20 protein-coding genes are annotated in these 22,754 nt (G+C 68.9%); 13 read left to right on the top strand and 7 right to left on the bottom strand.

The window, feature by feature from the left end; all coding sequences use genetic code 11:
• Positions 1 to 43: 43 nt before the first annotated feature.
• Together CVV72_RS35260 and CVV72_RS35255 are read right to left on the bottom strand one after the other, a co-directional pair.
• Positions 44 to 1,399, bottom strand: coding sequence for a glycoside hydrolase family 28 protein (locus CVV72_RS35260; RefSeq protein ID WP_219148421.1), 1,356 nt, complete (start codon positions 1,397 to 1,399; stop codon positions 44 to 46).
• 69 nt (positions 1,400 to 1,468) lie between these two features.
• Positions 1,469 to 2,029 carry a hypothetical protein gene (locus CVV72_RS35255; protein WP_219154336.1) on the bottom strand — a complete coding sequence of 187 codons (561 nt, stop codon included), beginning with the start codon at positions 2,027 to 2,029 and terminating at the stop codon, positions 1,469 to 1,471.
• A gap of 179 nt (positions 2,030 to 2,208) precedes the next feature.
• Between CVV72_RS35255 and CVV72_RS35250 the strand changes: the two genes are divergently transcribed.
• On the top strand, positions 2,209 to 2,751 hold the full coding sequence (locus tag CVV72_RS35250; RefSeq protein WP_219148418.1) for a hypothetical protein: 543 nt from the start codon (positions 2,209 to 2,211) through the stop codon (positions 2,749 to 2,751).
• Here the strand turns inward: CVV72_RS35250 and CVV72_RS35245 are convergent.
• Positions 2,732 to 4,750, bottom strand: a complete 2,019-nt coding sequence (locus tag CVV72_RS35245; protein ID WP_219148416.1) for a thioredoxin domain-containing protein — start codon at positions 4,748 to 4,750, stop codon at positions 2,732 to 2,734. The genes CVV72_RS35250 and CVV72_RS35245 overlap by 20 nt on opposite strands.
• A gap of 63 nt (positions 4,751 to 4,813) precedes the next feature.
• Between CVV72_RS35245 and CVV72_RS35240 the strand changes: the two genes are divergently transcribed.
• A complete protein-coding gene (locus CVV72_RS35240; protein WP_219148414.1) occupies positions 4,814 to 6,181 on the top strand; it encodes a 3' terminal RNA ribose 2'-O-methyltransferase Hen1 in 1,368 nt (455 codons plus the stop codon).
• On the top strand, positions 6,178 to 8,670 hold the full coding sequence (locus CVV72_RS35235; protein WP_219148412.1) for a polynucleotide kinase-phosphatase: 2,493 nt from the start codon (positions 6,178 to 6,180) through the stop codon (positions 8,668 to 8,670). The genes CVV72_RS35240 and CVV72_RS35235 overlap by 4 nt, the downstream gene beginning before the upstream one ends.
• A 58-nt stretch (positions 8,671 to 8,728) precedes the next feature.
• Here CVV72_RS35235 and CVV72_RS35230 read toward each other — a convergent pair whose 3' ends face one another.
• On the bottom strand, positions 8,729 to 9,052 hold the full coding sequence (locus CVV72_RS35230) for a hypothetical protein (RefSeq protein WP_219148410.1): 324 nt from the start codon (positions 9,050 to 9,052) through the stop codon (positions 8,729 to 8,731).
• On the bottom strand, positions 9,049 to 9,945 hold the full coding sequence (mca, locus tag CVV72_RS35225) for a mycothiol conjugate amidase Mca (RefSeq protein ID WP_219148408.1): 897 nt from the start codon (positions 9,943 to 9,945) through the stop codon (positions 9,049 to 9,051). The genes CVV72_RS35230 and mca overlap by 4 nt, the downstream gene beginning before the upstream one ends.
• Positions 9,946 to 10,090: 145 nt before the next feature.
• Here mca and CVV72_RS35220 point away from each other — a divergent pair, with 145 nt between their 5' ends.
• The 3 genes from CVV72_RS35220 to CVV72_RS35210 all read left to right on the top strand — a co-directional run bounded on the left by CVV72_RS35220 (position 10,091) and on the right by CVV72_RS35210 (position 12,131).
• Positions 10,091 to 10,546, top strand: a complete 456-nt coding sequence (locus CVV72_RS35220; RefSeq protein ID WP_219148407.1) for a DUF4307 domain-containing protein — start codon at positions 10,091 to 10,093, stop codon at positions 10,544 to 10,546.
• Between the two features lie 199 nt (positions 10,547 to 10,745).
• Positions 10,746 to 11,246, top strand: coding sequence for a transcription elongation factor GreA (gene greA / locus CVV72_RS35215; RefSeq protein WP_016337198.1), 501 nt, complete (start codon positions 10,746 to 10,748; stop codon positions 11,244 to 11,246).
• Positions 11,247 to 11,327: 81 nt separating this feature from the next.
• Positions 11,328 to 12,131, top strand: a complete 804-nt coding sequence (locus CVV72_RS35210) for an MBL fold metallo-hydrolase (protein ID WP_219148405.1) — start codon at positions 11,328 to 11,330, stop codon at positions 12,129 to 12,131.
• A 117-nt stretch (positions 12,132 to 12,248) separates the two neighbouring features.
• Here the strand turns inward: CVV72_RS35210 and CVV72_RS35205 are convergent, their stop codons facing one another.
• Positions 12,249 to 12,722, bottom strand: a complete 474-nt coding sequence (locus tag CVV72_RS35205) for an Lrp/AsnC family transcriptional regulator (RefSeq protein WP_034305441.1) — start codon at positions 12,720 to 12,722, stop codon at positions 12,249 to 12,251.
• A gap of 121 nt (positions 12,723 to 12,843) precedes the next feature.
• Here CVV72_RS35205 and hppD point away from each other — a divergent pair, with 121 nt between their 5' ends.
• The 7 genes from hppD (at position 12,844) to CVV72_RS35170 (ending at position 21,240) form a co-directional block, all read left to right on the top strand.
• Positions 12,844 to 14,043: a 4-hydroxyphenylpyruvate dioxygenase gene (gene hppD, locus CVV72_RS35200; RefSeq protein WP_219148403.1), complete on the top strand. Its 1,200-nt coding sequence runs from the start codon at positions 12,844 to 12,846 to the stop codon at positions 14,041 to 14,043.
• Between the two features lie 200 nt (positions 14,044 to 14,243).
• Positions 14,244 to 14,801, top strand: a complete 558-nt coding sequence (locus CVV72_RS35195; RefSeq protein WP_219148402.1) for a YbaB/EbfC family nucleoid-associated protein — start codon at positions 14,244 to 14,246, stop codon at positions 14,799 to 14,801.
• 32 nt (positions 14,802 to 14,833) lie between these two features.
• The gene (locus tag CVV72_RS35190) at positions 14,834 to 15,148 is read left to right on the top strand and encodes a type VII secretion target (RefSeq protein WP_219148401.1); all 315 of its coding nucleotides are present in this window, start codon (positions 14,834 to 14,836) and stop codon (positions 15,146 to 15,148) included.
• Positions 15,148 to 19,095 (top strand): hypothetical protein, encoded by a 3,948-nt coding sequence (locus CVV72_RS35185; protein ID WP_255632364.1) that lies wholly within the window; start codon positions 15,148 to 15,150, stop codon positions 19,093 to 19,095. Before CVV72_RS35190 ends, CVV72_RS35185 begins: the two co-directional genes overlap by 1 nt.
• Positions 19,096 to 19,100: 5 nt before the next feature.
• A complete protein-coding gene (locus CVV72_RS35180; RefSeq protein WP_219148400.1) occupies positions 19,101 to 19,946 on the top strand; it encodes an immunity 49 family protein in 846 nt (281 codons plus the stop codon).
• Positions 19,947 to 19,974: 28 nt separating this feature from the next.
• Positions 19,975 to 20,853, top strand: coding sequence for a ferredoxin (locus CVV72_RS35175; RefSeq protein ID WP_219148399.1), 879 nt, complete (start codon positions 19,975 to 19,977; stop codon positions 20,851 to 20,853).
• 108 nt (positions 20,854 to 20,961) lie between these two features.
• Entirely contained in the window at positions 20,962 to 21,240 is a 279-nt protein-coding gene (locus tag CVV72_RS35170; RefSeq protein ID WP_126736407.1) for a hypothetical protein, read from the top strand.
• Positions 21,241 to 21,554: 314 nt separating this feature from the next.
• On the opposite strand, the gene CVV72_RS35165 is transcribed toward CVV72_RS35170, so the two are convergent.
• Entirely contained in the window at positions 21,555 to 22,712 is a 1,158-nt protein-coding gene (locus CVV72_RS35165) for a cystathionine gamma-synthase (RefSeq protein ID WP_219148398.1), read from the bottom strand.
• Positions 22,713 to 22,754 lie beyond the last annotated feature (42 nt).

The following is a 22,754-nucleotide window of genomic DNA, read 5'->3' as shown; positions in this document are numbered from 1 at the left end:
CTGCGCTCAGCCTGCCGCACCGCATCGGGGGGCGCAGCACGAATCAGACCGGTCGCCCGTTGATCGTCGTGTTCTCGAAGCGCAGGTCATCGACGTGTTCCAGGACGTTTTCCGTGTTCGCGACGCCGTCGAAGCGGCACTCGCTCACCCGCAGCCCCCGAACGTGTGAGTTCGGCAACCCACGGACGTTGAACGCCGCTTGCCCGCATCTCGTGCTCGTCGAGTGGCTGATGGTGAACGGCCCGAACCGGGGGACGTACGCGCCGGTCTGTCCGTTGTAGTCCGGCAGGACGTACGCGACCGAGCGGACGAACGTGCCGGAGACACCGTGGAGGTTGACGTTCTCGGTGAACCCGCCGCGCAAGGTGTTCGACTTGACGTACAGCCCGTATTTCGTCTCGCCGGTGACGGTGAGGTCGTACGCGTAGACGTCGCGGATGCCGCCGGTCTGCTCGCTGCCGCAGGTGATCGCGCCCCAGTTCCCGTCCATCACGCACTTCGCGACGACGATGTTCCGGCACGGCACGCCGACCCTGCGCCCGTCGTCGTCCCGGCCGGCTTTGAGCGCGACGTTGTCGTCGTGCGCCCCGAGGTGGGAGTTCACGATCACCACATGGTCGCACGACTCCGGATCGCAGGCGTCGGTGTTGGAGCGCGCGGTGCTCGCGTCCGTGCGGACACCGTCGATCGTGACGTTCCGGCAGAGCGTGGGATGCAGCTGCCAGAACATCGGGTTCTTCAGCGTGATCCCCTGGATGAGCACGGTGTCGCACGAGTACGGCTCGACGAACGTGGACCGCATGGTGTGCCCGGAGCCGGGGACGATCCGCTTCTCCGGCGGGATCCCTTCGGCCACCAGCGCTTCCAGGTACTCACGGTCCTTGCCCTTGTTCCAGGACGCCGTGCCCGCCGCGTCGAGCGTGCCCTTCCCGGTCACCGCGATGTTGGATTCCCGGTACGCGTAGATCATCGGCGACCGGTTCACGCATTCGATGCCCTCGTAACGGGTGAGCACGTTCGGGAACTTCGAGGCGTCGGAACCGAACGCGAGCACCGCGCCCGCCGAAAGATGCAGGTCCACGTTGCTCTTGAGGTACACGGCGCCGGTGACGAAGGTCCCTTTCGGCACGACGACGTGTCCGCCGCCGCGCGCGTTGGCCGCGTCGATCGCCTTCTTGATCGCGACGGTGTTGTCGGTTTCACCGTCACCCTTGGCGCCGAAATCGAGGATCGAGAACCTTCGGTCCGGGAAGACCGGGCGTTTCGTCCGCGCGACGATGTCGTTGGCCGCCGGCCACGGGAGGACCGGGGCCGCCGAGGCGGTGGGCGCGAGCAGCGGGCTCGCGGCCACCACGAGACCGCCCTTGATGAGCCAACGCCGGGAGAATCTGCCGTCCATGACGCCTTCTTTCGCAAGAGGACTTCGGTGAAGACGGCGGAATCCCGACTTTAAGGGCGAACCCCGGCCTCAGGAAAGGTCCGGTCCCTGTGAGCGGAGATCGTCCACCTTGGTCATCGCCTCCCGGAGCTCGGCGAGCCAGGCGTCCGCGTGTTCCCCGACCAGCCGGACCGCCCAGGCGAGTGCCTCCGACCGCGACCGCGCGACGCCGGCGTCGACGAGGGTGTCGAGGACCAGGCGTTCCGGCTGCCGCAGCCTGGTCATGACCGGCGCCGAATGCGTGGTGAACAGGTGCCTCGTGCCGCCGAGGCTCGCGCCCCAGGCGATCTTGCGCTGATACCGGTGCTCGGCCTGGCGCGCGATCTCGATGCGCTCGTCGCGGGTCTCCTCACGGAACCGGCTGATCCGGCCGTCTTCGGCCGCCGCACGGGCGGCGTCGTCGGCGTACTCACCGGCGAGCGGCTGGAGTTCGCCGACGATCACGATCTCTTCGCGGTCCACCGTGACCTCGGGATCTCCGGTGAACCAGCCCTCCGGAAGCCGTCCGCCGAACCACGCGGCCGCGTCGTCCGCCGACGGGATGTCCGCCTGCTGCCAGCCGCCCCGGCCCTTCCAGCCTCCACGTCCCATCTGCCTCGCCGTCCTGAAGTAGGTGTGCATGCTCGCCTCCGCGATTACATGATTACAACGCTACCGAAGCTACGCGCGTTTCACACAAGAGTCAGGCTTGTTCTCCCCCAGCGAACCCCAGGGCAACCGAAAGACCAGCGCACGCGTACTCCAGCAGGACAGATGGGGAAGGAACGGAAATGTTCAAGAAAGCCATGATCGGCGCGCTTCTGCTCGGCGCCACCCAGCTCACCCTGGTCGCCCCGGCGACGGCGGCCACCGAAGTCTTCTGGGGTATCTGGCCGGTGGAGGTCGAGCCCGGCGGAGACCTGGCTATCGAGACGAAGAGCGCTCAGGGCGGTTGCACGCCGGCGACTCCGGCCACCTCGGCCGGTTTCGCCGCGCCGATCGACTGGAAGGCCGCGGGAATGTGGGGTGGGCACCGTGGCTACGGCAAAGCGGTGACGACACCTGGCAAGTACACGGCGAACTTCACCTGCAACGACGGCAGGAAGGGGGAGACGCTCACCTTCACCGTGATCGGCACGCCGCCGGGCAGTACCACCCCCAAGCCGACGACCAGCACCAAACCGGCCACGCCGACGAAGAGCAAGCCCGCTCCGGCCACTCCGACGAAGGCCAAGCCCGCTCCGGCCAAGCCGAAGCCGCAGGTCGCGGTGAAGCCGGTCGGCGCACCGCAGACCGGCGGCGGCGGCTTCGCCCCTATGGCGTGGGACTGGTGAGCTGAGAACGCAGGTCCTCCGCGGTGGTGACGGGCCGCTCGCAAACGTACCCACGGCACACGTACGCGGCGGCGGCACCGTCGACCAGCGGCCGATCGGCCAGCAGCGGCAGTCCTTCGGCGTCCGGGGCACCGCTCACGACGACGGCGCCGTCCGGCGACGAAGCGAGGGCGGTGGCCAGCAGATCCGCGCGAGACGCCGCATCCGGCCCGACGACGGCCACCTGAACCGGGCCGGCGGCGGCTGCTTCGGCGACGGTGAGCCAGTGCCCGGCGAACCGCGGCGCGTGGGCGGCGAGCCGTCCCGCGCGCGCCATGGCCTGCTCCGCGGCCTCGCGGTAGCGGCCCACCCGGTCGTGCCCAGCCAGCACGGACGCGGTCAGCAAGGCGTTCGCCAGCGCCGAAGCCCCTGACGGGCTCGCGTTGTCGGTCGGGTCGGAGGGCCGCTGCACCAGGACTTCCGCGTCGTCGGCCGTGTCGTAGTAGGCCCCCGTCGCTTCCGGGATGCCGAAGTGGGCCAAGGCGAGGTCCAGCAAGGCGAGCGCGTCGGTGAGCCAGCGCGGCTCGCCGGTCGCCTGGTGGAGTTCGAGCAGGCCCTCGGCGAGGCACGCGTAGTCCTCCAGCACCCCGGCCGTCGTGCCGACGACGCCGCCGCGTGAAGTCCGGCGGAGCCGTCCGTCCACGAAATGAGCGCCCATCAGGAAAGCCGCCGCACGGGCCGCCGCACCGATCCACTGTGGACGGTTCAATCGCGCACCGGCCTTGGCGAGCGCGCCGATCGCGAGCCCGTTCCACGCGGCGATGACCTTGTCGTCACGGGCGGGCTGCGGACGCTCGTTTCGCGCCGTCAGCAGGGCACGACGAACCCGCTCGTAGCGCAGTTCGTCCTCGGGATGCGGCTCCCGCAGCCGCAGGGTCGAAGCACCGTGCTCGAAGTTCCCCCGTTGCGTCACCTGGAACAGCTCGGCCGCCCAGGCGCCGTCCTCCTCGCCGAGCACTTCGGCCAGTTGCGCGGGCGTCCAGACGTAGGTCAGCCCCTCGACGCCGTCGGTGTCCGCGTCGAGCGACGCGGCGAAACCGCCTTCGGGCGTGCCAAGGTCGCGGAGCAGGAACTCCGCGGTCTCCTCGACCGTCCGCCGCGCGTACTCGTACCCGGTCACGCCGTGGAAGTGCGCGTAGAACCTCAGCAGCAGACCGTTGTCGTACAACATCTTCTCGAAATGCGGCACTTCCCAGCCGGCGTCGACCGAGTAGCGCGCGAAGCCACCCGCGAGCTGGTCGTTCAGCCCGCCCAGCGCCATGGCCTCGGCCGTGTGCTCGACCATGTCGAGGCCGCAGCCGGTGCGCTCGTGGTGACGCAGCAGGAAGTTCAACGCCATCGTCGGCGGGAACTTCGGCGCTCCCCCGAATCCGCCGTTCCCGGTGTCGTACTCCTTGCGCAGCGTGGCGACCGCGGAATCCAGCGCGGCACCGTCCACAACGGACTCCGGCAGCGGCCCGCTCTTCTCGGTGAGGTGGGCGATGATCTGCCGGGCACCGGAACGCAATTCGTCCGGGCGTTCACCCCAGGCTTCGGCGACCGCGACGAGCAACTGCGAGAAGGACGGCATCCCCGGCCGCGGCGACGGCGGATAGTAAGTGCCGCAATGGAACGGCTCGCCCTCCGGCGTCAGGAAACACGTCATCGGCCAGCCGCCCTGGCCGGTCATCGCCTGGGTCGCCGCCATGTACACCGAGTCGATGTCCGGACGCTCCTCGCGATCCACCTTGATGTTGAGGAAGTGCGCGTTCATCAGTGTGGCGGTGGCCTCGTCCTCGAAGGACTCGTGCGCCATGACGTGACACCAGTGACAGGCCGCGTAGCCGACCGAAAGCAGGATCGGCACGTTCCGCCGTTTCGCCTCGGCCAGCGCTTCCTCACCCCATGGCCACCAGTCCACCGGGTTGTCGGCGTGCTGCAGCAGGTACGGACTGGTCGCGGCCTTCAGGCGGTTCGACATGTCACCAGGGTCGCACGGGGAAAAGCGGGGGCGCAGAACGGCCGTCTGCGCGACACTCATCCGGTGCTCCTGACCATGACGACCACCCGGAACCCGGCCACCGACCTCGGCTTTCTCCTGCACAAGCATCCGGAGAAGGCGCAATCCTTCACGCTCTCGGCCGGGAACGCGCACGTCTTCTATCCCGAGGCGTCCGACGAGCGCTGCACCGTCGCGCTGCTGGCCGAGATCGACCCGGTCGAGCTGGTGCGCGGCGGTGGGACGTCGTTGACCCAGTACGTCAACGACCGGCCGTACGCGGGCGGCTCGTATCTGGCGGTGGCGCTGCGGGCGGTCTTCACGACGGCGCTGGCGGGCCGATGCGCGAACCGGCCGGAGCTGGTCGACGAGCGGTTCCCGCTGGAGATCCGCGTCCCGTCGCTGACCGCGCGCGGCGGCGCGGAGGTCGTCCACAAGCTGTTCGAGCCCCTCGGCTGGCACGTCGAAGCGAAGGCCATCCCACTCGATCCCGAATTCCCGCAGTGGGGCGATTCGCGCTACGTCGATCTCCGGCTGACCGGGACCCAGCGGGTTGTCGACGCGTTGCGGCATCTATACGTCCTGCTGCCCGCCCTCGACGGCGACAAGCACTACTGGATCGGCCAGGACGAAGCCGACAAGTTGCTGCGAGTCGGTGAAGGCTGGCTCGCGGAGCACCCGGAACGGGACCTGATCACCAACCGGTATCTCGAACGACGCCGCCCGATCGTCTCGTACGCGCTCGCCCGGCTGGCGGAAACGGACGATGTGCCCGCCGAGGCCGAAGCCCGGGTCACCGAGCTGCCGGACCGGCCCGAACCGCTGGCCGTCCAGCGTCAGGGCAGTGTGCTCGCGGCGCTCCGGGCGGCGGGTGCGCGGCGCGTCCTCGACCTCGGTTGCGGCGGTGGCGCACTGCTGCGTGTGCTCCAGAAGGAGCCGTCGTTCACCGAGATCGTCGGTGTCGACGTGTCCGCGAGCGCGCTCGACATCGCCGAAAAGCGACTGAAGGACAAGACACGGATCACCCTGAAGCAGTCCGCGCTGACTTATGCGGATCCGTCGCTGGCCGGATACGACGCAGCCGTGCTGATGGAGGTGATCGAGCACGTCGACGAGGAGCGCCTGCCCGCGCTGGAGCACGCAGTGTTCGGAGTCGCCGCGCCGCGGACCGTGCTCGTCACGACACCGAACGCCGAGTACAACCGGCACTTCGAATTCCTCGGAGAAGGCCGGTTCCGGCACGCGGACCACCGTTTCGAGTGGACCCGCGAGCAATTCCGCTCGTGGGCCGAGGGCGTCGCGGCACGACAGGGTTACGACGTCCGCCACCTGCCGGTGGGACAGGAGTCCCAGGAATCAGGACCGCCGACCCAGATGGCGGTCTTCACGTCTCGAAAGGAGGCCGTGGCATGAAACTGACCATTCCCGACATGTCCCTCGTCGTGCTCGTCGGGGCCTCCGGCTCCGGCAAGTCGACCTTCGCGCGGACGCATTTCGCGCCGACCCAAGTACTGTCCAGCGACTACTTCCGCGGCCTGGTGGCCGACGACGAGAACGACCAGAGCGCTTCGGCCGCCGCTTTCGACGTGCTTCATTACGTCGCGGCGAAGCGACTCGAAGCGGGCCGGGTCACGGTGATCGACGCGACGAACGTCCAGCGCGCGTCACGGGCGAGCCTGCTGAAGCTGGCGAAGGAGTACGACGTCCTGCCGACGGCGATCGTGCTGGATCTGCCCGTGAAGGTCTGCCAGGAACGCAACGAGGCCAGGCCGGACCGCGATTTCGGCGAGCACGTCGTCCGGCGTCAGCGCGGTGAACTGCACCGTTCGCTGAAGTCGTTGGAGCGCGAGGGTTTCCGTCGCGTGCACCTGTTGCGGAGCGAGGCCGAGGTCGCCGAAGCGGAGATCGTCGTCGAGCCGCTGCGCAACGACCGGCGCGACCTGACCGGACCGTTCGACGTGATCGGTGACGTCCACGGCTGCCGAGAGGAACTGGACGAACTGCTCGCCGAACTGGGTTACGTCGACGGCGTGCACCCGGAGGGCCGGACCGCGGTGTTCGTCGGCGACCTCGTTGACCGCGGCCCCGACACACCCGGCGTACTGCGCCGCGTGTTGGCGATGGCCGAGGCGGGCAGCGCGCTGGTCGTCTGCGGGAACCACGAGCAGAAACTGGTCCGCGCGCTGAACGGGCGCAACGTCAAGACGACACACGGCCTCGCGGAGTCGCTGGAACAGCTTTCCGCGCAGGACGAGGACTTCCGCGCCAAGGCGCACGCCTTCTGCGAAGGGCTCATCGCGCACTACGTCCTGGATGGCGGCAAGCTCGTCGTCGCGCACGCCGGCCTGCCCGAGAAGTTCCACGGGCGCGCGTCCGGCCGGGTGCGCAGCACCGCGCTGTACGGCGACACCACCGGCGAGACCGACGAATACGGTTTGCCGGTGCGGCTGCCGTGGGCACGCGACTACCGCGGCAAGGCGATGGTCCTCTATGGACACACGCCGACCCTGGAACCGGAGTGGATCAACGGGACCATGTGCCTCGACACGGGCTGCGTCTTCGGCGGCAAGCTGACCGCTTTGCGTTACCCGGAGCGGGAAGTCGTGTCGGTGAAGGCGAAGAAGGTCTGGTACGAGCCGTCACGTCCGCTCGAACCGTCGCGGCCGCTGGGCGGACGCGAGCCCGCGGTGCTGGAGCTCGGCGACGTCACCGGCAAGCGGATCGTCGAGACCCGGCACCACGGCCGGGTCGGCGTCTCCGCCGAACAGTCGGCGGCGGCACTCGAGGTGATGAGCCGCTTCGCCGTCGACCCGCGCTGGCTGCCGTACCTGCCGCCGACCATGGCGCCGTGTTCGACGTCCGACGCGGACGGCTACCTCGAACATCCCGAGGAGGCTTTCGCCGAGTTCCGCGCGGCGGGTGTCGACCACGTCCTGTGCGAAGAGAAGCACATGGGCTCGCGTGCCGTCGTGCTCGTGTGCCGCGACGACGACGTGGCTCCCGCACGGTTCGGGATCCAGGGGCCGGGCGCGGTGTACACCCGCACCGGGCGACCGTTCTTCACCCCGGAGCAGAACGCGCGGCTGCTCGCCGGCGTGCGGGAAGCGGCGGCGGAGCTGTTCGACGAGCTGGACACCGGCTGGCTGCTGCTCGACACGGAGTTGCTGCCGTGGAGCGCGAAAGCGGGGTCGCTGATCTCGGGTCAGTACGCGGCCGTCGGCGCGGCGGCCCAAGCCGTGCTGCCCGCCGCCGTCGCCGCACTGGACGCGGCCGCCGCTCGCGGGGTCGACGTGTCGGAGCTCTTGTCTCGCACCCGGACTCGTGAGTCCACTGTGGACGCGTATCGGCAGGCGTACCGTCGTTACTGCTGGCCGACAAACGGCCTCGACGGCGTCCGGCTGGCGCCGTTCCAGATCCTGGCGTCGGAGGGACACACGCACCACGACCGGCCGCACGAATGGCACCTTTCGCTGCTGGACCGGCTCACCGGCGATCTCTTCACCCGCACACGGACACTGGCCGTCGACACCACCGACCCGGCGTCGGTGGCGCGCGGCATCGACTGGTGGCTGGACCTGACCGGCGCGGGCGGCGAGGGCATGGTCGTCAAACCGGCGGCGAACCTGACGCGGGGCGCGCGTGGGCTGGTGCAGCCGGGAGTGAAGGTGCGCGGGCGGGAGTACCTGCGGATCATCTACGGGCCCGACTACACGCTGCCGGAGAACCTCTCGCGCCTTCGCAAGCGGGGTCTCAACCGGAAGCGGGCGCTGGCGCTGCGCGAGTACGCGCTGGGGCTGGAGGCGCTGGAGCGGCTGGGGCGCGGGGAAGCGCTGTGGCGGGTGCACGAGTGCGTGTTCGCCGTGCTGGCGCTGGAGTCGGATCCGGTCGACCCGCGCCTCTGACGCGCTTCGGCTCGTGAGTGGTAAGGACGGTTCTAATCGTCCTTACCACTCACGAGCGTCAGTCGGACTTGGCGCTCGGTTTCTCCGTCTTCGCGACCGGCTCCTCGGCATCCGCCTTCTCTTCGGCGGCCTCCGGGACCTCCGCGGAAGCGGCGGCGGGCTCGTCGAAGCTCTCCGGCAGCCGCTTCAGGTGCTTGGTCATCGACCGCACCAGCAGCGCGACGGCGATCAGGAACAGGATCAGGATCAGGAAACCCACCGGCGACGACTTGCCGAAGTCCTCACCTTGGCCGCCGTTGTCGCCGTTTCCGGGCTGCTGCGCCAGGAACTGCGACGACACCGTCACCGGAACGACGGCGAACGCCGGCACCACGAAACTCATCGGCCCTCCTTCAAGCCGGCGAACAGATCGTCCTCCGGCAGGGTGCTGTCCACCAGTGAGCGGACCAGCTCGTACTCCTCGGTCGGCCAGACCTCGCGCTGCAGGTCGCGCGGGACGGCGAACCAGCGGCTGTTCGGGTCGATCTGGGTGGCGTGCGCCTTGAGTGCCTCGTCACGCTGCTCGAAGTAGTCGCCGCATTCGACGCGGGTGGTCACCCGCTCCATGACGTCGGCCTTCTCCGGGTCCCACGACTTGAGCCACTCCTCGTACGGCGACTCCAGGCCGCGCGCGAGCAGGGCCTCGTGGAACACCGTCATCCTGGCGCGCGAGAACCCGTGCACGTAGTACAGCTTCATCGGCTGCCACGGCTCGCCCGCGTCCGGGTAGCGCTCCTTCTCGCCGGCGGCGTCGAAGGCCGCGACCGAGATCTCGTGCGTGCGGATGTGGTCGGGGTGCGGGTAACCGCCGTTCTCGTCGTAGGTGACGATCACGTGCGGGCGGAACTCGCGGATGACCTTCACCAGCGCCCCGGTGGACTCTTCGAGCGGGATGACCGCGAACGAGCCCTCCGGGACCGGGGGCAGCGGGTCGCCCTCGGGCAGGCCCGAGTCGATGAACCCCAGCCAGGTGTGGCTCACGCCGAGGATCTTGGCCGCGCGGGCCATCTCCTCCCGGCGGATCTCGGTCATGTTGGCCACTACCTCGGGACGGTCCATGGCCGGGTTCAGCACACTGCCCGCTTCGCCGCCGGTACAGGTCACGACCATGACCTCGTGCCCTTCGGCGGCGTACCTGGCCATGGTGGCGGCACCCTTGCTCGACTCGTCGTCGGGGTGCGCGTGCACCGCCATCAGGCGGAGGCGTGACTTCGGCGGTTCATTGGCTGCCACCATGCTCCGAACGTCCCCTTCTCGTTCCCTATTCCCCTGCGACCCTGCCTGACGGCCCGCCCGGCCGGGCGCGGATACTCGAGGGGAACCACTCGCATACGACCCCATTGTCCCTGCGAGCACGACGAGACCTACCGGGAGGCCCGGGTTGAGCACGGGACAGGACGCTCCCAGCGCGGAAAGCACCCGGACGGACGTGCCCGAGGACCGCTACGGCAAGACCCGAGCCGCGAAGCCCGCCCGCTGGCGGCGCCTGGTGTTCGGGGTGGTCGCGCTGCTGGTCAGCGGCGGAATCGCCTATGTCGCGTACACGAACTTCGGCAGCGCGCCCATCGAGGGCGAACGCGTCTTGTTCGAGGAGAAACCAGGCGACGCGATGGAGATCACCATCAACGTGACCAGGGACGACGTGAACCGTCCAGGTGTGTGCGTCGTCCGGGTCCGCGACAAGGCGGGCGCCGAGAGCGGCCGCAAAGAGGTCCTGATTCAGCCTGGTTCGAAGAACAGCAGGGTGACAACCACCATCAAGAGCATCGGAAGGCCGGTCACGGCTGATATCTTCGGGTGCTCATACGATGTACCACGGTACCTGTCAAGGCCATAGCGGCCAACGGGGTGAAACGGGCGCCCAACGCCGAGGCGCGACCGAATTCCACCGGCGGCGATGCCTCGCGCCGTGTTACTCTGATCTACCGGCACGGCCCAAGACGGGCCGTGTTTTTCCTTTATCTCAGCCAGGCCGGCGCGCCATGCCGGCCCGGTGGCCGGCTTGTACACCCAAGCCTGGCAGGCCCTACTAGGAGATGGTGACCGTGAGCGACACAAAGGTGACCTGGCTGACCCAGGATGCCTACGACAGGCTCAAGCAGGAACTCGACCACTACATCGAGCTCCGCCCGGTCATCGCTGCGAAGATCAACGACAGCCGGGAAGAGGGCGACCTCAAGGAGAACGGCGGTTACCACGCCGCCCGCGAAGAGCAGGGCCAGCACGAGGCCCGCATCCGCCACCTCCAGGAGCTCCTCCGCTCGGCCAAGGTGGGCGAGCCGCCCGCCAACGACGGCAGCGCGGGACCGGGCAAGGTCCTCACCGTGCGTTACGACGGTGACGACGAAGACGAGAACTTCCTCTTGGCGACCCGTGAAGAGGGCACCGAGGGCGACCTGGACGTCTACTCGCCGGAGTCCCCGCTCGGCAAGGCGCTGCTCGGCGCCAAAGAGGGCGAGACCCGCGAGTACGAACTGCCCAACGGCAGCATCCAGAAGGTGACGCTCGTCAAGGCCGTGCCGTACACCGGCAAGTGAGCACTCCGCGCGCCCGGCCCGATATGGCCGGGCGCGCATACGAGCCGTTAGCGTGACCTCCGGAGAATTCTGGAGGGAATCATGAGCGAGCTGCCGATCTGCGTCGCCTGTGGCATGCAGTACGCGGAACCCAGGTCCGACTGCCCGATCTGCGAGGACGAACGTCAGTACATCCCGCAGGCCGGGCAACGGTGGACCGACCTGAACACCGTCCGCGCGAGCGGGACGTACACGGCTCGCGTCGAGGAGCAGGGACCCGGCCTCATCGGGGTCGGATCCACTCCCAACTTCGCCATCGGCGAGCGGGCCCTGCTGGTCAAGGCCGGATCCGGCAACTTCCTGTGGGATTGCGCGGGCTACATCGACGACGACCTGGTCGCGAAGGTCCGCGATCTCGGCGGGCTCACCGGCATCGCGATCAGCCACCCGCACTACTACACCACCATGGTCGAGTGGGCTCACGCCTTCGACGTGCCCGTCTACCTGCACGAGGGCGATCAGCAGTGGATCGGCAGGCCGGATCCGGCGATCAAGCTGTGGAGCGGCGCGACCCTCGACGTCGCCCCCGACCTGCGGCTGATCAACCTCGGCGTGCATTTCGCCGGCGGGACCGTGCTGCACTGGCCGGACGGCGAGAACGGCCGCGGCGCGGTGCTCTCGGGCGACATCCTGCAGGTCATCCCCGACCGCCGGTTCGTCGGCATGATGTACAGCTACCCGAACCTGATCCCGGAACGTCCCGAGGTCGTCCGCCGCGCCGCCGAGATGCTCGAACCGTACGAGTTCGAGGCGATCTACGGCGCCTGGTGGGACGCGATCATCCGCACCGACGGGCACGAGGCGGTCCAGCGGTCGGCGAAGCGGTACCTGAGCCAGGTCGGCTAGCTTCGCGCCAGCCGGGGGCGCTCACGGTCGGCTCCGTCGGTGTCGCGAAAGCCACTTTCGGGACATCTGACGTCGCGAAAGTGGCTTCCGCGACGTCAGCCGCCCGCGCCCCGGCCGCTAGCTTCGCGCCAGCCGTTCCAGCAGCGGCCGTACGCGCGGCGGAACCGGCGTCGACAACGCGATCGACGTCGACGTCCGCCGCACGTACGGCGCGCCGACCACCTCGTCGACCACACGCTGCAGGTCGTCGTTGTTGCGCGCCACCATCCGCACGAAAAGGTCACCCTGGCCGGTCGTCGCGTAGACCTCGCACACCTCGTCGATCGCGGACAGCGCCTCCGCGACCTCGGCACGGCGGCCCTGCGCGATCTCCAGGACGGCGAACGCGGTGAGGCCGTACCCCATCGCCGCGAGGTCGAGCTCGGGCGGGAACCCGCCGAGGATGCCGCGTTCGGTCAGCCGGTCCAGCCGGGCCTGCACGGTGCCCCGCGCGACACCGAGGCGGCGGGCGCATTCGAGCACGCCGAGCCGGGGCGAGTCGGTGAGCAACAACAGCAGCCGCGCGTCCAGCGCGTCGAGGGCTTCCGACATCGGCCTACCTCCTACACAGGTTGTCCACTTTGACTGCGTCACCCGGTCTCCGACTGGTCATAGTGCGCAGTGAAATCTTTGACCGTTGCGCATTTTGTCACGCGCTCGGATGCTTCTGGGCATGACGCACACAGTGGAACCCCAGGGTGCTCTTGACGACGTGAGCTACGACCAGCTGCGTCAGCTCGTCGGCCTCGTCGATCACGATTCTTCGACCGACCCCTTCCCGGTGAAGTCGATGGACGCGGTGGTGTTCATCGCGGGCAACGCCACGCAGACCGCGTGGTTCTACCAGGTCGCTTTCGGCATGCGGCTCGTCGCGTACTCCGGCCCCGAGACCGGGAACTTCGAGCGCAAGTCGTTCGTGCTGAAGTCGGGCTCGGCCCGCTTCGTGATCACCGGCGGCGTCAAGCCCGACTCCCCGCTGCTCGACCACCACCGCCGCCACGGTGACGGCGTCATCGACCTCGCGCTCGAGGTCGCCGACGTCGACCGGTGCATCGAACACGCCCGCTCGCAGGGCGCCACCGTCCTCGAGGAGCCGCACGACGTCTCCGACGAGCACGGCACCGTGCGCATCGCCGCGATCGCGACCTACGGCGAGACCCGCCACACGCTGATCGACCGGTCGAGGTACACCGGCGTCTACCTGCCCGGTTACGAGCCGCGCGAAAGCAGCGTCGTCCGCCCGGAAGGCGCGCCGAAGCGGCTGTTCCAGGCCGTCGACCACTGCGTCGGCAACGTCGAACTCGGCAAGATGGACTACTGGGTCGACTGGTACCACCGCGTCATGGGCTTCGTGAACATGGCGGAGTTCGTCGGCGACGACATCGCGACCGAGTACTCGGCGCTGATGAGCAAGGTGGTCTCCAACGGCAACCACCGCGTCAAGTTCCCGCTCAACGAGCCGGCGATCGCGAAGAAGAAGTCGCAGATCGACGAGTACCTCGAGTTCTACGGCGGCGCGGGCTGCCAGCACATCGCGCTGGCCACCAACGACATCGTCGCGACGGTGACCGCGATGCGCGCCGCGGGCGTCGAGTTCCTCGACACCCCGGACTCCTACTACGACGACCCCGAGCTGCGCGCGCGGATCGGCGAGGTCCGGGTGCCGATCGAGATGCTCAAGGAGCACCGCATCCTGGTCGACCGCGACGAGGACGGCTATCTGCTGCAGATCTTCACCAAGCCGATCGGCGACCGCCCGACGGTGTTCTACGAGCTCATCGAGCGGCACGGTTCGCTCGGCTTCGGCAAGGGCAACTTCAAGGCCCTGTTCGAGGCCATCGAGCGTGAGCAGGAGCGCCGCGGCAACCTCTGACCCCGGCAGTTCGCAAGGCGTGAAAGGGCTCTTCATCGCACTTCGTGTGGTGAGGGGCCCTTTCGCTGTGTGACGGGGCCGACTTTGTCGGCGCGGGGTGGTACACCGGACGGGAATTAAACTTCGAGCACTCCGGAACCGAAGGCTTCTTCGGACCGTCAGTGTGAAGACGTCAGCATGCAGCTTTTGGAAGGGTCCCGATGCCGGACAACGTCGACGCCAGCGAACGAATGGTGGACAACTGGACGAAGCAGATCCAGGAGACCGCCGCGCGCTATCAGGCGATGGCCGCCCGCATGCAGGGCCAGACCGTGACCGAGCGGTCGAAGGACAACACCATCGAGGTCACGATCGACTCGAAGGGCCTGCTCACGAACCTGGTCATCTCCGAAGCCGCGAGCGGCAAACGGATGGCGGAGGTCTCTTCGCAGGTCATGCGCCTCGTCCAGCTGGCGCAGTCCCGGATCCCGGAGCTGCTGCAGGCGGCGATGGCCGAGACGGTCGGAACCACCGACGAGACGGCGAACCGGGTCATCGCCGAGGCGCAGAGCACCTTCCCGGAAGCCCCGCCGGAGGAGAATCCCGCACCGCCGCAACCCGAGCGGCATCACCGCTTCGGCCCGGAAGAGGAAGAGCCCCCGCCGCCGCCCGCGCAGGCGAACTCGCCCCAGAACCCACCTCAGCCGAAGCCGATCCCGCGCCGCCGCCGCCCGCAGGACGACGATGACGACGAGTTCGGCGGCAGCATCCTTTCGTAGACGTCCATCCGGCCTGGTAGAGGGGAGAAACCATGGCAGGCAAGGGTTATGAGCTCGGCGCCGACCTCGACGCGCACGCCAAGCAGATCGACGGCATCGCCGACGGCCTGCGCACGGCGGTCGACGCCGCGCAGCAGGTGAGCATGCCGACCGACGCGTACGGCATCATCTGCCAGCCGTTCCGGATGATGCTCGACCCGGTCGAGGAGTTCGGCATCAACGCGCTGAACAAGGCCGTCGAGGCCGCGACGGCGGTGGCGAACAACGTGCGGTCCGCGTCGAACGCCTACCAGACGCAGGACGAGAACTTCGCCGCCGAATTCAAGAACGTGCAGGTACCCGACTGATGCCCGAGGGAAACCCGCTCGTCGCGAAGGCGCCGACCGACGGCGACGGCCCCGGACCGCTGACGGCAGGGAACAGCGAGTACGGCTACGCGGCGGGCATCGGCGTCGCCGAGTCGGCCATGGACGCCTTCAACGGCATCTCGAACGGTGACTGGATCGGTGGCGGGCTCGGTGTGCTGAGCCTCGCCGGCGAAATGGCCAGCGCCGCCATCGACCCGTTCGGCTACCTGATGTCGTCGGTGGCGTCGTTCCTGATGGAACACATGCAGCCACTGAAGGACATGCTGGACGCGGTCGCCGGCGATCCGCCGGTCATCCAGTCGTACTCCGAAACCTGGGGCAACGTCGCCAAGAAACTGGAAGACACCCAGGTCGAATTCTCGAACGCGGTCAAGAACGGCACGTCCGGCTGGACGGGCGACGCGGCCGACCAGTACCGCAAGCAGGCCGCGGAACAGGCCGAAGCGATCAGTGGCGCGGCGACGGTCGCGGGCGGGATCAGCACCGTCGTGATGATCTTCGGCGAGATCGTCGCGTTCGTCCGCGAGTTCATCCGCCAGCTGATCGCGGACGCGGTCGGCAAGCTCATCGCGTGGGTCATGGAGACGGTGTTCTCCCTGGGCTTCGGCACCCCCGTGGTGGTCGCGCAGGCCGTCACCGCCATCGCCAAGTGGGCCGCGAAGATCGCCGACAAGCTCAAGGAACTCTGCGACGCGATGCGGCGGGTCTCGCCGTTGCTGGGCAAACTGGTCGACGTCTTCGAGAAGATCATCAAGATCTTCGGCAAGATCGCGGGCAAGGTCACCGGCCTCGACGTGATCAACACCAAGAACATCAAGCCGGGCGGGTTCGTCCAGCGCGGCGGCAGCGGCGGCGGATCCGGTGGGACCGGCGGCGGCTCGGGCTCCGGCGACGGCCCGGACGGCGACGGCTCAGGTTCCGGCAGCGGCGACGGTTCCGGCGGCGACAACTCCGGGGGCAACTCGGGCGATACCGACAGCGGCCCGAACGACGGATCCGGCGGCAACTCCGGCGACACCGACAGCGGTCCTAACGACGGCTCCGGCGGAGACACCAGCGGTTCGGGCTCGAACGGCGGATCCAGCGGAGACACCCCGTCGAACACCACCCGTGGTGGAGACGGTAGCGGCTCGCCCACCCGCTCCGACAGCGGATCCCCCAACCGTACCGGCGACGGACAGTCCACTTCGGACGGAAACCCCGCCGGTGGCGCGGGTTCCCCCAGCACTGCCCGTTCCGATACGTCGACGCCGCACACCCGGTCCGACGGTGGCGCTCCGGGAGATTCCGCCACCCCGAACCGCACGTCCGATGGCGGCTCGCCCAGCCCGAACCGTGCGGACACCGGCGGATCGCCCGCCACGCACACGCGGGCGGACAGCGGCGGCTCACCCAGCCACACCCCCGACGCCAACTCCCCCGCTCCGCACACACGAGCGGACAGCGGCGGCTCACCCAGCCACACTCCCGACAGTGGTTCCCCTGCACCACACACACGTACCGACTCCGGCGGCTCACCCAGCCACGCCGGCGACGGCGGCGGCTCACCCCGGACACACGGCGGTGACGGCGGCGGCTCACCCACCCCCCGGTCCGACCCGTCGCCCGGCCACCACGGTGGCAACGACGGCGGCAGCCCCACCCGGCCGACCGACAGCGGAACGACGACCAGCGGCACCGCGCCCACGGCACCGCGCCTCGGCGACGCCGGCCCGTCACACCTGCCTTCGCAGCGCGGCGGTCCCGGTGGCGACGCTTCGCACGGTGTCCCGCCGCAGGGCCAGCCGATCGCCGGAGGCATGCCACCACAAGGCGCTCCGAGTGGCACGCCCGGCGGCGCCCCGGGTTCGCCCGGCGGCAGGCCGCAGGGCGGCGGCTGGACGGGAACGCCCGGTTCTCCGCGCACCCCGGACACGAACGCCCCCCGCACACCCGACACCCACACCGGCCCCAGCCGCGGTCCCGGCCAGACCGGTCCCGGCGGACGGCCGAACCAGCCGCAGCCGGTCGCCCGTGGCAACGACTTCGGTCCCGGCACCCAGCCGCACACCGGCTCACCGGGCACGCACGGCCCCGGCAACCGGCCCGGCGGCACGGGTCCCGGCAACACCGGTCCGGGCGGCCGCGGCCCCGGTGGGCACTCCGGGCCGCCGCATTCGCCGGACGGCCACGGACCGCGCCAGGACCCGAACGGTCACCCCGACGGCACACCGCACGACCGCGGGCCCGACGGCGAGCCGGATCGTCCGCTGACGCCGGACGAGGTCAACCAACGGCATTCCGAGAGCACTCCTGCGGGCAGCTCGTACCACCGCGGCGACTCGGACATGGGCGACCTGCCGCACCGGGTCCAGGCGGATCCGGACGGCCGCTACACCGTCGACGTGCACGTCACGCCGGACGGGCACGCCCGGATCGGCAACCGCACCTACACCCCGGAAGAGTTCGCGGACATCCTGCGGCGCAACGGGGATTACGACGGCCGCCCGATCCGCCTCATCGGCTGCGACGCCGGCTCGAACGACTTCGCGCGCCGTCTGTCGCGGGAACTCGACACCGAAGTGATGGCGCCGAGCAAGCCTGCGTGGACCGACTCGAACGGCCGCGTCTTCTCTTCCGACTACGAGATCGGCCCCGACGGGCGCCCCCGGCCCAAGATCCCGCCGAACGGCGAATGGGACGTCCACAGCCCCGACGGCACCGCCCGCCGGGCGAGTGACGACGGCTTCACCCCGGACACGTCACACGCGGACAAGCAGGACGTCGACGCCGACAGCGCCCGCAGCCGCGGCGACGGCGACGACGAGGGCCCACCGGGCTGGCAGGACAAGCCGGACGAGAACGGCCGGACTCCTCGGCAGAAGATCGCCGACGAGAAGTACATCAAGGCGAACTACTACGAATATCCCGGCAAGGACGGTCCCGAGCTGCGGATCAACCCGCGCCGCAGTGTCAACAACTCCGACTACGACGCGAACCCGCCTCAGGTCGACTTGGTCAACGGCCAGCCGAGGTTCAAGAGCGAACGTCCGCCCGCCGAATTCCAGGGCTTCGACAAGGACCGTTCGGACAACTTCCCGCCGAAGCGGGAGAACCAGCCGGACTCGGGTTCGGATGGTCAAGACGGGGATTCGCGGCGTCCGTCCCAGCAGGACGACACCTCTTCGGACACCTCCGGCCGGCGCACACCGGGCGAAGACGTCGACACGCGGAACTGGCGTGAACGCGACTACGACCGGATCGACGAGAAGATCGAGGAAAGGCGCCTCAAGCAGGACGACTTCGACAAGACGACCGAAGGTACCGACGAATGGTCGAAAGCCTTCGGCGCCAAGAACCACGCTTCGGAGGTACTGGGCGAAGAGGCTTCGAACCATGCCATCCGCGACCGCCTGCACCGTGACTTCAGCGCGTCCTTTCCCGGCGAACAGTTCGACGTTCGGCCCCATCCGGACGCTCCGGAAGGAAGTCAGCGCTACCAGATCGTCGATTCGAAAGGTGAGGTCCGCGCCGACATCACCCCGCGGCACCCGACCGACGGCAGCAAGCCGGGTGCGGGCAATTTCGACCACATCTGGGAGGTCAAGTACGCCGGCGTCAAGGACCCCCACTACGTCGTCCACGAGGCGAAGGGGCCGGGCGGCAAGCCCAGCACGCGGTACCTCAAGGCCGAGGACCGGGTTGTCCGGCAAGGGCATCCGGACTACTACGACGACCTCGTCGCCAAGACCAGGAAAAGCGATCCGGTCCTCGCCGAAGCACTGGAGCGGGCGAAACTGGAGAAGCGGCTCGACTACATCGAGATCAGGGCGCAGGTCGACGAGTCGGTCACCCCACATGTGAACCTCGGATACGATTTCAAACCGTACGGCGGGTTCGGCTACAAGTCGCCGCTGCCCAAGCCGCCGACGCCGAACGAGGGATGAGACTCATGACTACCGTGCCGAGGCACTCGGTGGACCGGGACGCGGTCCAGAAGCTCCTCGACGTCCTCGCTCCGCAAATCAGCTTCTACATCGACTATGTCGAGCAGGACCCTGCCGCCCTGAAGAACGTCCTGGGCCGGGCGCTGGCGCTCACCCAGTACGAGTCCGTTCTGGACCCGGCGGCCGCGGAAGCGCAGACCTGGGAGGATCTCCGGACAGCGGCTCAAGCCGCGACGGCGATCTTCACCGCGGCGGCCGTCGGCGAAGGCGAGATCGAGGCCGTGGTCGCGAAACCCGCGCGGTTCAAGGCCACCGGCCCGGTGTCCTACGCGAACGCGGGCGCGTGGCTGTCCGCCGTCTGGCTCGCGATCGTCAGCCGGGAAGACGACCTCGTCCGGCAGCTGTGCGCGATCCCGGATGAGGTACTGCGGGCCTCGGGCGTCGAGCACGACGCATACGTCTATCCCTGGGTACAGACCATCCGGAACTTCCTGACGAACCAGGAAATCACGCCAGGGCTCTTCGACACCGTGATGGACGGCACCGACCCTGACGCCGGGGGAAGCACACCGCCGCGCGTCATGGCACAGCTCGTCTATCCGCCGGTCGAAATGTTCTACTACCTGCTCCGCCGTGATTCGGAGAAATTCACCGTCTCCTTGGTACGTGCGCTGGAACAACATCGGAAGTACTGGACGAGTGACGCGGACCTCACCGACGAACCCGACGGGTTCATCGCGTTCGCCCCGCTCGCCATCGCGGTGCTGGCCAAGTCCGTCGGGATGTCCGTGGAAGTGGAGTCGGACTACCTGCCGTCGAACTTCCTGCAGGGCACCCGTCCGGCCGCATGACACCGGCGCGGATGCAGAGGGAGGGCTCATGAGCCAGCCACCACGGCCGTTGAACCAGCAGCAACAGCAGCTCGTCTGGCAGATCGGCCATGCCCTCGCCACACCGCTGCCGCCCGGCTGGCAGCAGATGCGCGTCGAATACCGGGCGGCGGGCAGACATGTCGAGATCGACCTGCTCGTCACCGGTCCGGACGGTCTGCCGCGACCGGCACAGCCGAGTCCGGAAGCCGCGCAGTTGCTGGGGAACCTGCGGGCGGGGATGTACCAGCCCGGCCGCGGGACCTGGCTGAGCGCGATCCTGGTCTACGGTTCGGCGACGGTGCTCAGTACGGACTTCCTCGCGGATGTGGAGCCTCCGTGGCGGCAGGCGCCGCCGCCGATCGGCTTCCAGGACGAACTGCGATTCTTCCCGCGCGCCGAGGAGAGCATCCCGCCGTGGCTGCGGCAGCGCGCCGGGCTCGACGTCGTGCCGTCGGCCGAGCCTTCGGTGGCCGAGCCTGCAGTGGCGACTCCGCTCGCCGAGACCCCGGAGGCACTGAAGTCGCCCCGGGTCTACGACGGTCTCGACGAGTCCGGACGCCCGGTGGTGAACCGTGAGCCGCTTTCCCCGGCCGAGCGGGACCGCGTGCTGGCGTATCTCGACGCCGCCCCGGTCGTGCTGGCGTCACGGAGCTACGACGCCGACGCCTTCGATCCCGACAGGGAACCACTGGTGCCGTTGAACTTCCGCACGGACGGCCGGTGGTACTGGCCGGGTGCGGTCGCCTACTACCTGCGCGAGCACGACGTGGCGCCCGACCCCGAACTGCTCGGCCACATCAGGGCGTTGCGGTTCACCCTGCCCGACGTCGGAGAGCCCGAACGCGAACTCGCGGTCGCCGCGATCACCGGCCAACCGTCCACTTAGGACGCGGTGATTCGCGGCCGGATGATGCCACCTGACGGATACGTCACGTGACAAGGTCACGGTCCGGGTACTCTTGACGGCAGCGACGAAGGCGAACAGGGAGCGCACATGGCACGGGGGAACATCGGCAGGGTCCGGGCGACCCGTTCCGCCGGGATGCTCCCGGTCGTGCTGGCACTCACCTCGGCCGCGCTGCTGACCGGCGCCGCCGTCTACACGGTCGACCGCGCCGGTTGCGTGGATCCGGGCCAGTACATCCGGCACGACAACCACATCGAACTCGTCGGCGGCTGCGTCGACGGCTCCGAGCTGCCCGCCGTGCCGAAGGGTACTTCGCACGAAGCGGACGCGAAGAGCGGCGTCACGCCCAGCAACTACCGCCCATAACCGGGCGCTTCCTCCCACCACACCGCGCTGACCAGCGCGAATAGAGCAAGGGACCTTTGCTCCCACTTACTTAGCTCGGCTAAGCGAGTGGGCGCAAAGGTCCCTTGCTCCCACACGCGCAGCCGCCCTCGGGTCACCGTGTGGGGTTTCGGACATCCGACGTCCCAAAACCCGCACGCTCGGTCAGTCTCGCTACCCGACGTGAGGGGTGTGTGGAAATAGGGACACTCAACGTCTCTATTCCCACACACCCTCCTGCCCTTCGGGAGAGCGGTAGCAAAGGTCCCTTGCTCACTCCCTGGGCTCGGCGGCGGTCAGCCCAGGGCCTTGGCCAGATCGTCGACCAGGTCACTGCCGTCCTCGATGCCGACGGACAGGCGCAGCAGGTTGTCCGGCACCTCCAGGGTGGATCCGGCGGTGCTCGCGTGGGTCATCCTGCCCGGGTGCTCGATGAGCGATTCGATCCCGCCCAGCGACTCGGCGAGGATGAACAGCTTCGTCTTCGACGCGACGTCGAGCGCGGCCTGCTCGCCGTCGACGTGGGTGAACGAGATCATCCCGCCGAAGCGCCGCATCTGCTTCGAGGCGACCTCATGGCCGGGGTGTTCCGGCAGGCCCGGGTAGTAGACACGCCCGACCTTCGGGTGCTTCAGCAGCATCCGGGCGATCAGTTCGGCGTTGTCGCTGTGCCGCTCCATCCGCAGCGCGAGCGTCTTGATCCCGCGCAGGGTCAGCCACGCGTCGAACGGTCCGGGCACCGCGCCCGCCGCGTTGCGCAGGTAGAACAGCTGCTCGCGCAGTTCGTCCTCGTTCGTCAGGATCGCGCCGCCGACGACGTCGGAGTGCCCGCCGAGGTACTTGGTCGTCGAGTGCAGGACGACGTCGGCACCCAGCGAAAGCGGATTCTGCAGGTACGGGGTGGCGAAGGTGTTGTCGACGACCAGGCGGGCGCCGGCGCCGTGCGCGACCTCGGCCAGCGCGGCGATGTCGGCGATCCCCAGCATGGGGTTCGTCGGCGACTCGCACCAGATCAGCTTCGTCTCCGGCCGGATCGCCGCGCGGACCTCGTCGATGTTCCCCAGGTCGGCGACCGTGTGCTCGACGCCCCACAGGCTGAGCACCTTGTCGATCAGGCGGAACGTGCCGCCGTACGCGTCGTTGCCGAGCACGAGGTGGTCTCCGGGCCGCAGGGTCGCCCGCAGCAGGACGTCGCTGGCCGCCATCCCCGACGCGTAAGCCAGACCGTGCCGCGCGCCTTCGAGCGCCGCCAGCGCGACCTCCAGCGCGGTGCGCGTGGGGTTCGCGGTACGGGAGTACTCGTAGTCGCCTTCGCGCGTGCCGCCGACGCCGTCCTGCGCGTAAGTCGAGGTCTGGTAGATCGGCACGATGACCGCGCCGGTCCGGGGATCAGGGGTCTGCCCGGCGTGGATCGCGCGCGTCTCGAAGCCCAGCAGAGAGTAATCGTCGGCCATACCGTCAAGGGTACGACCACCCCTGCGCGATCCCATCGTCTG

Origin of the sequence: Amycolatopsis sp. TNS106 (assembly GCF_019330265.1) — a bacterium.
In the GTDB taxonomy this organism is placed as follows: Bacteria; Actinomycetota; Actinomycetes; order Mycobacteriales; family Pseudonocardiaceae; genus Amycolatopsis; species Amycolatopsis lurida.
This window is presented reverse-complemented; position numbering and strand designations above follow the sequence as displayed.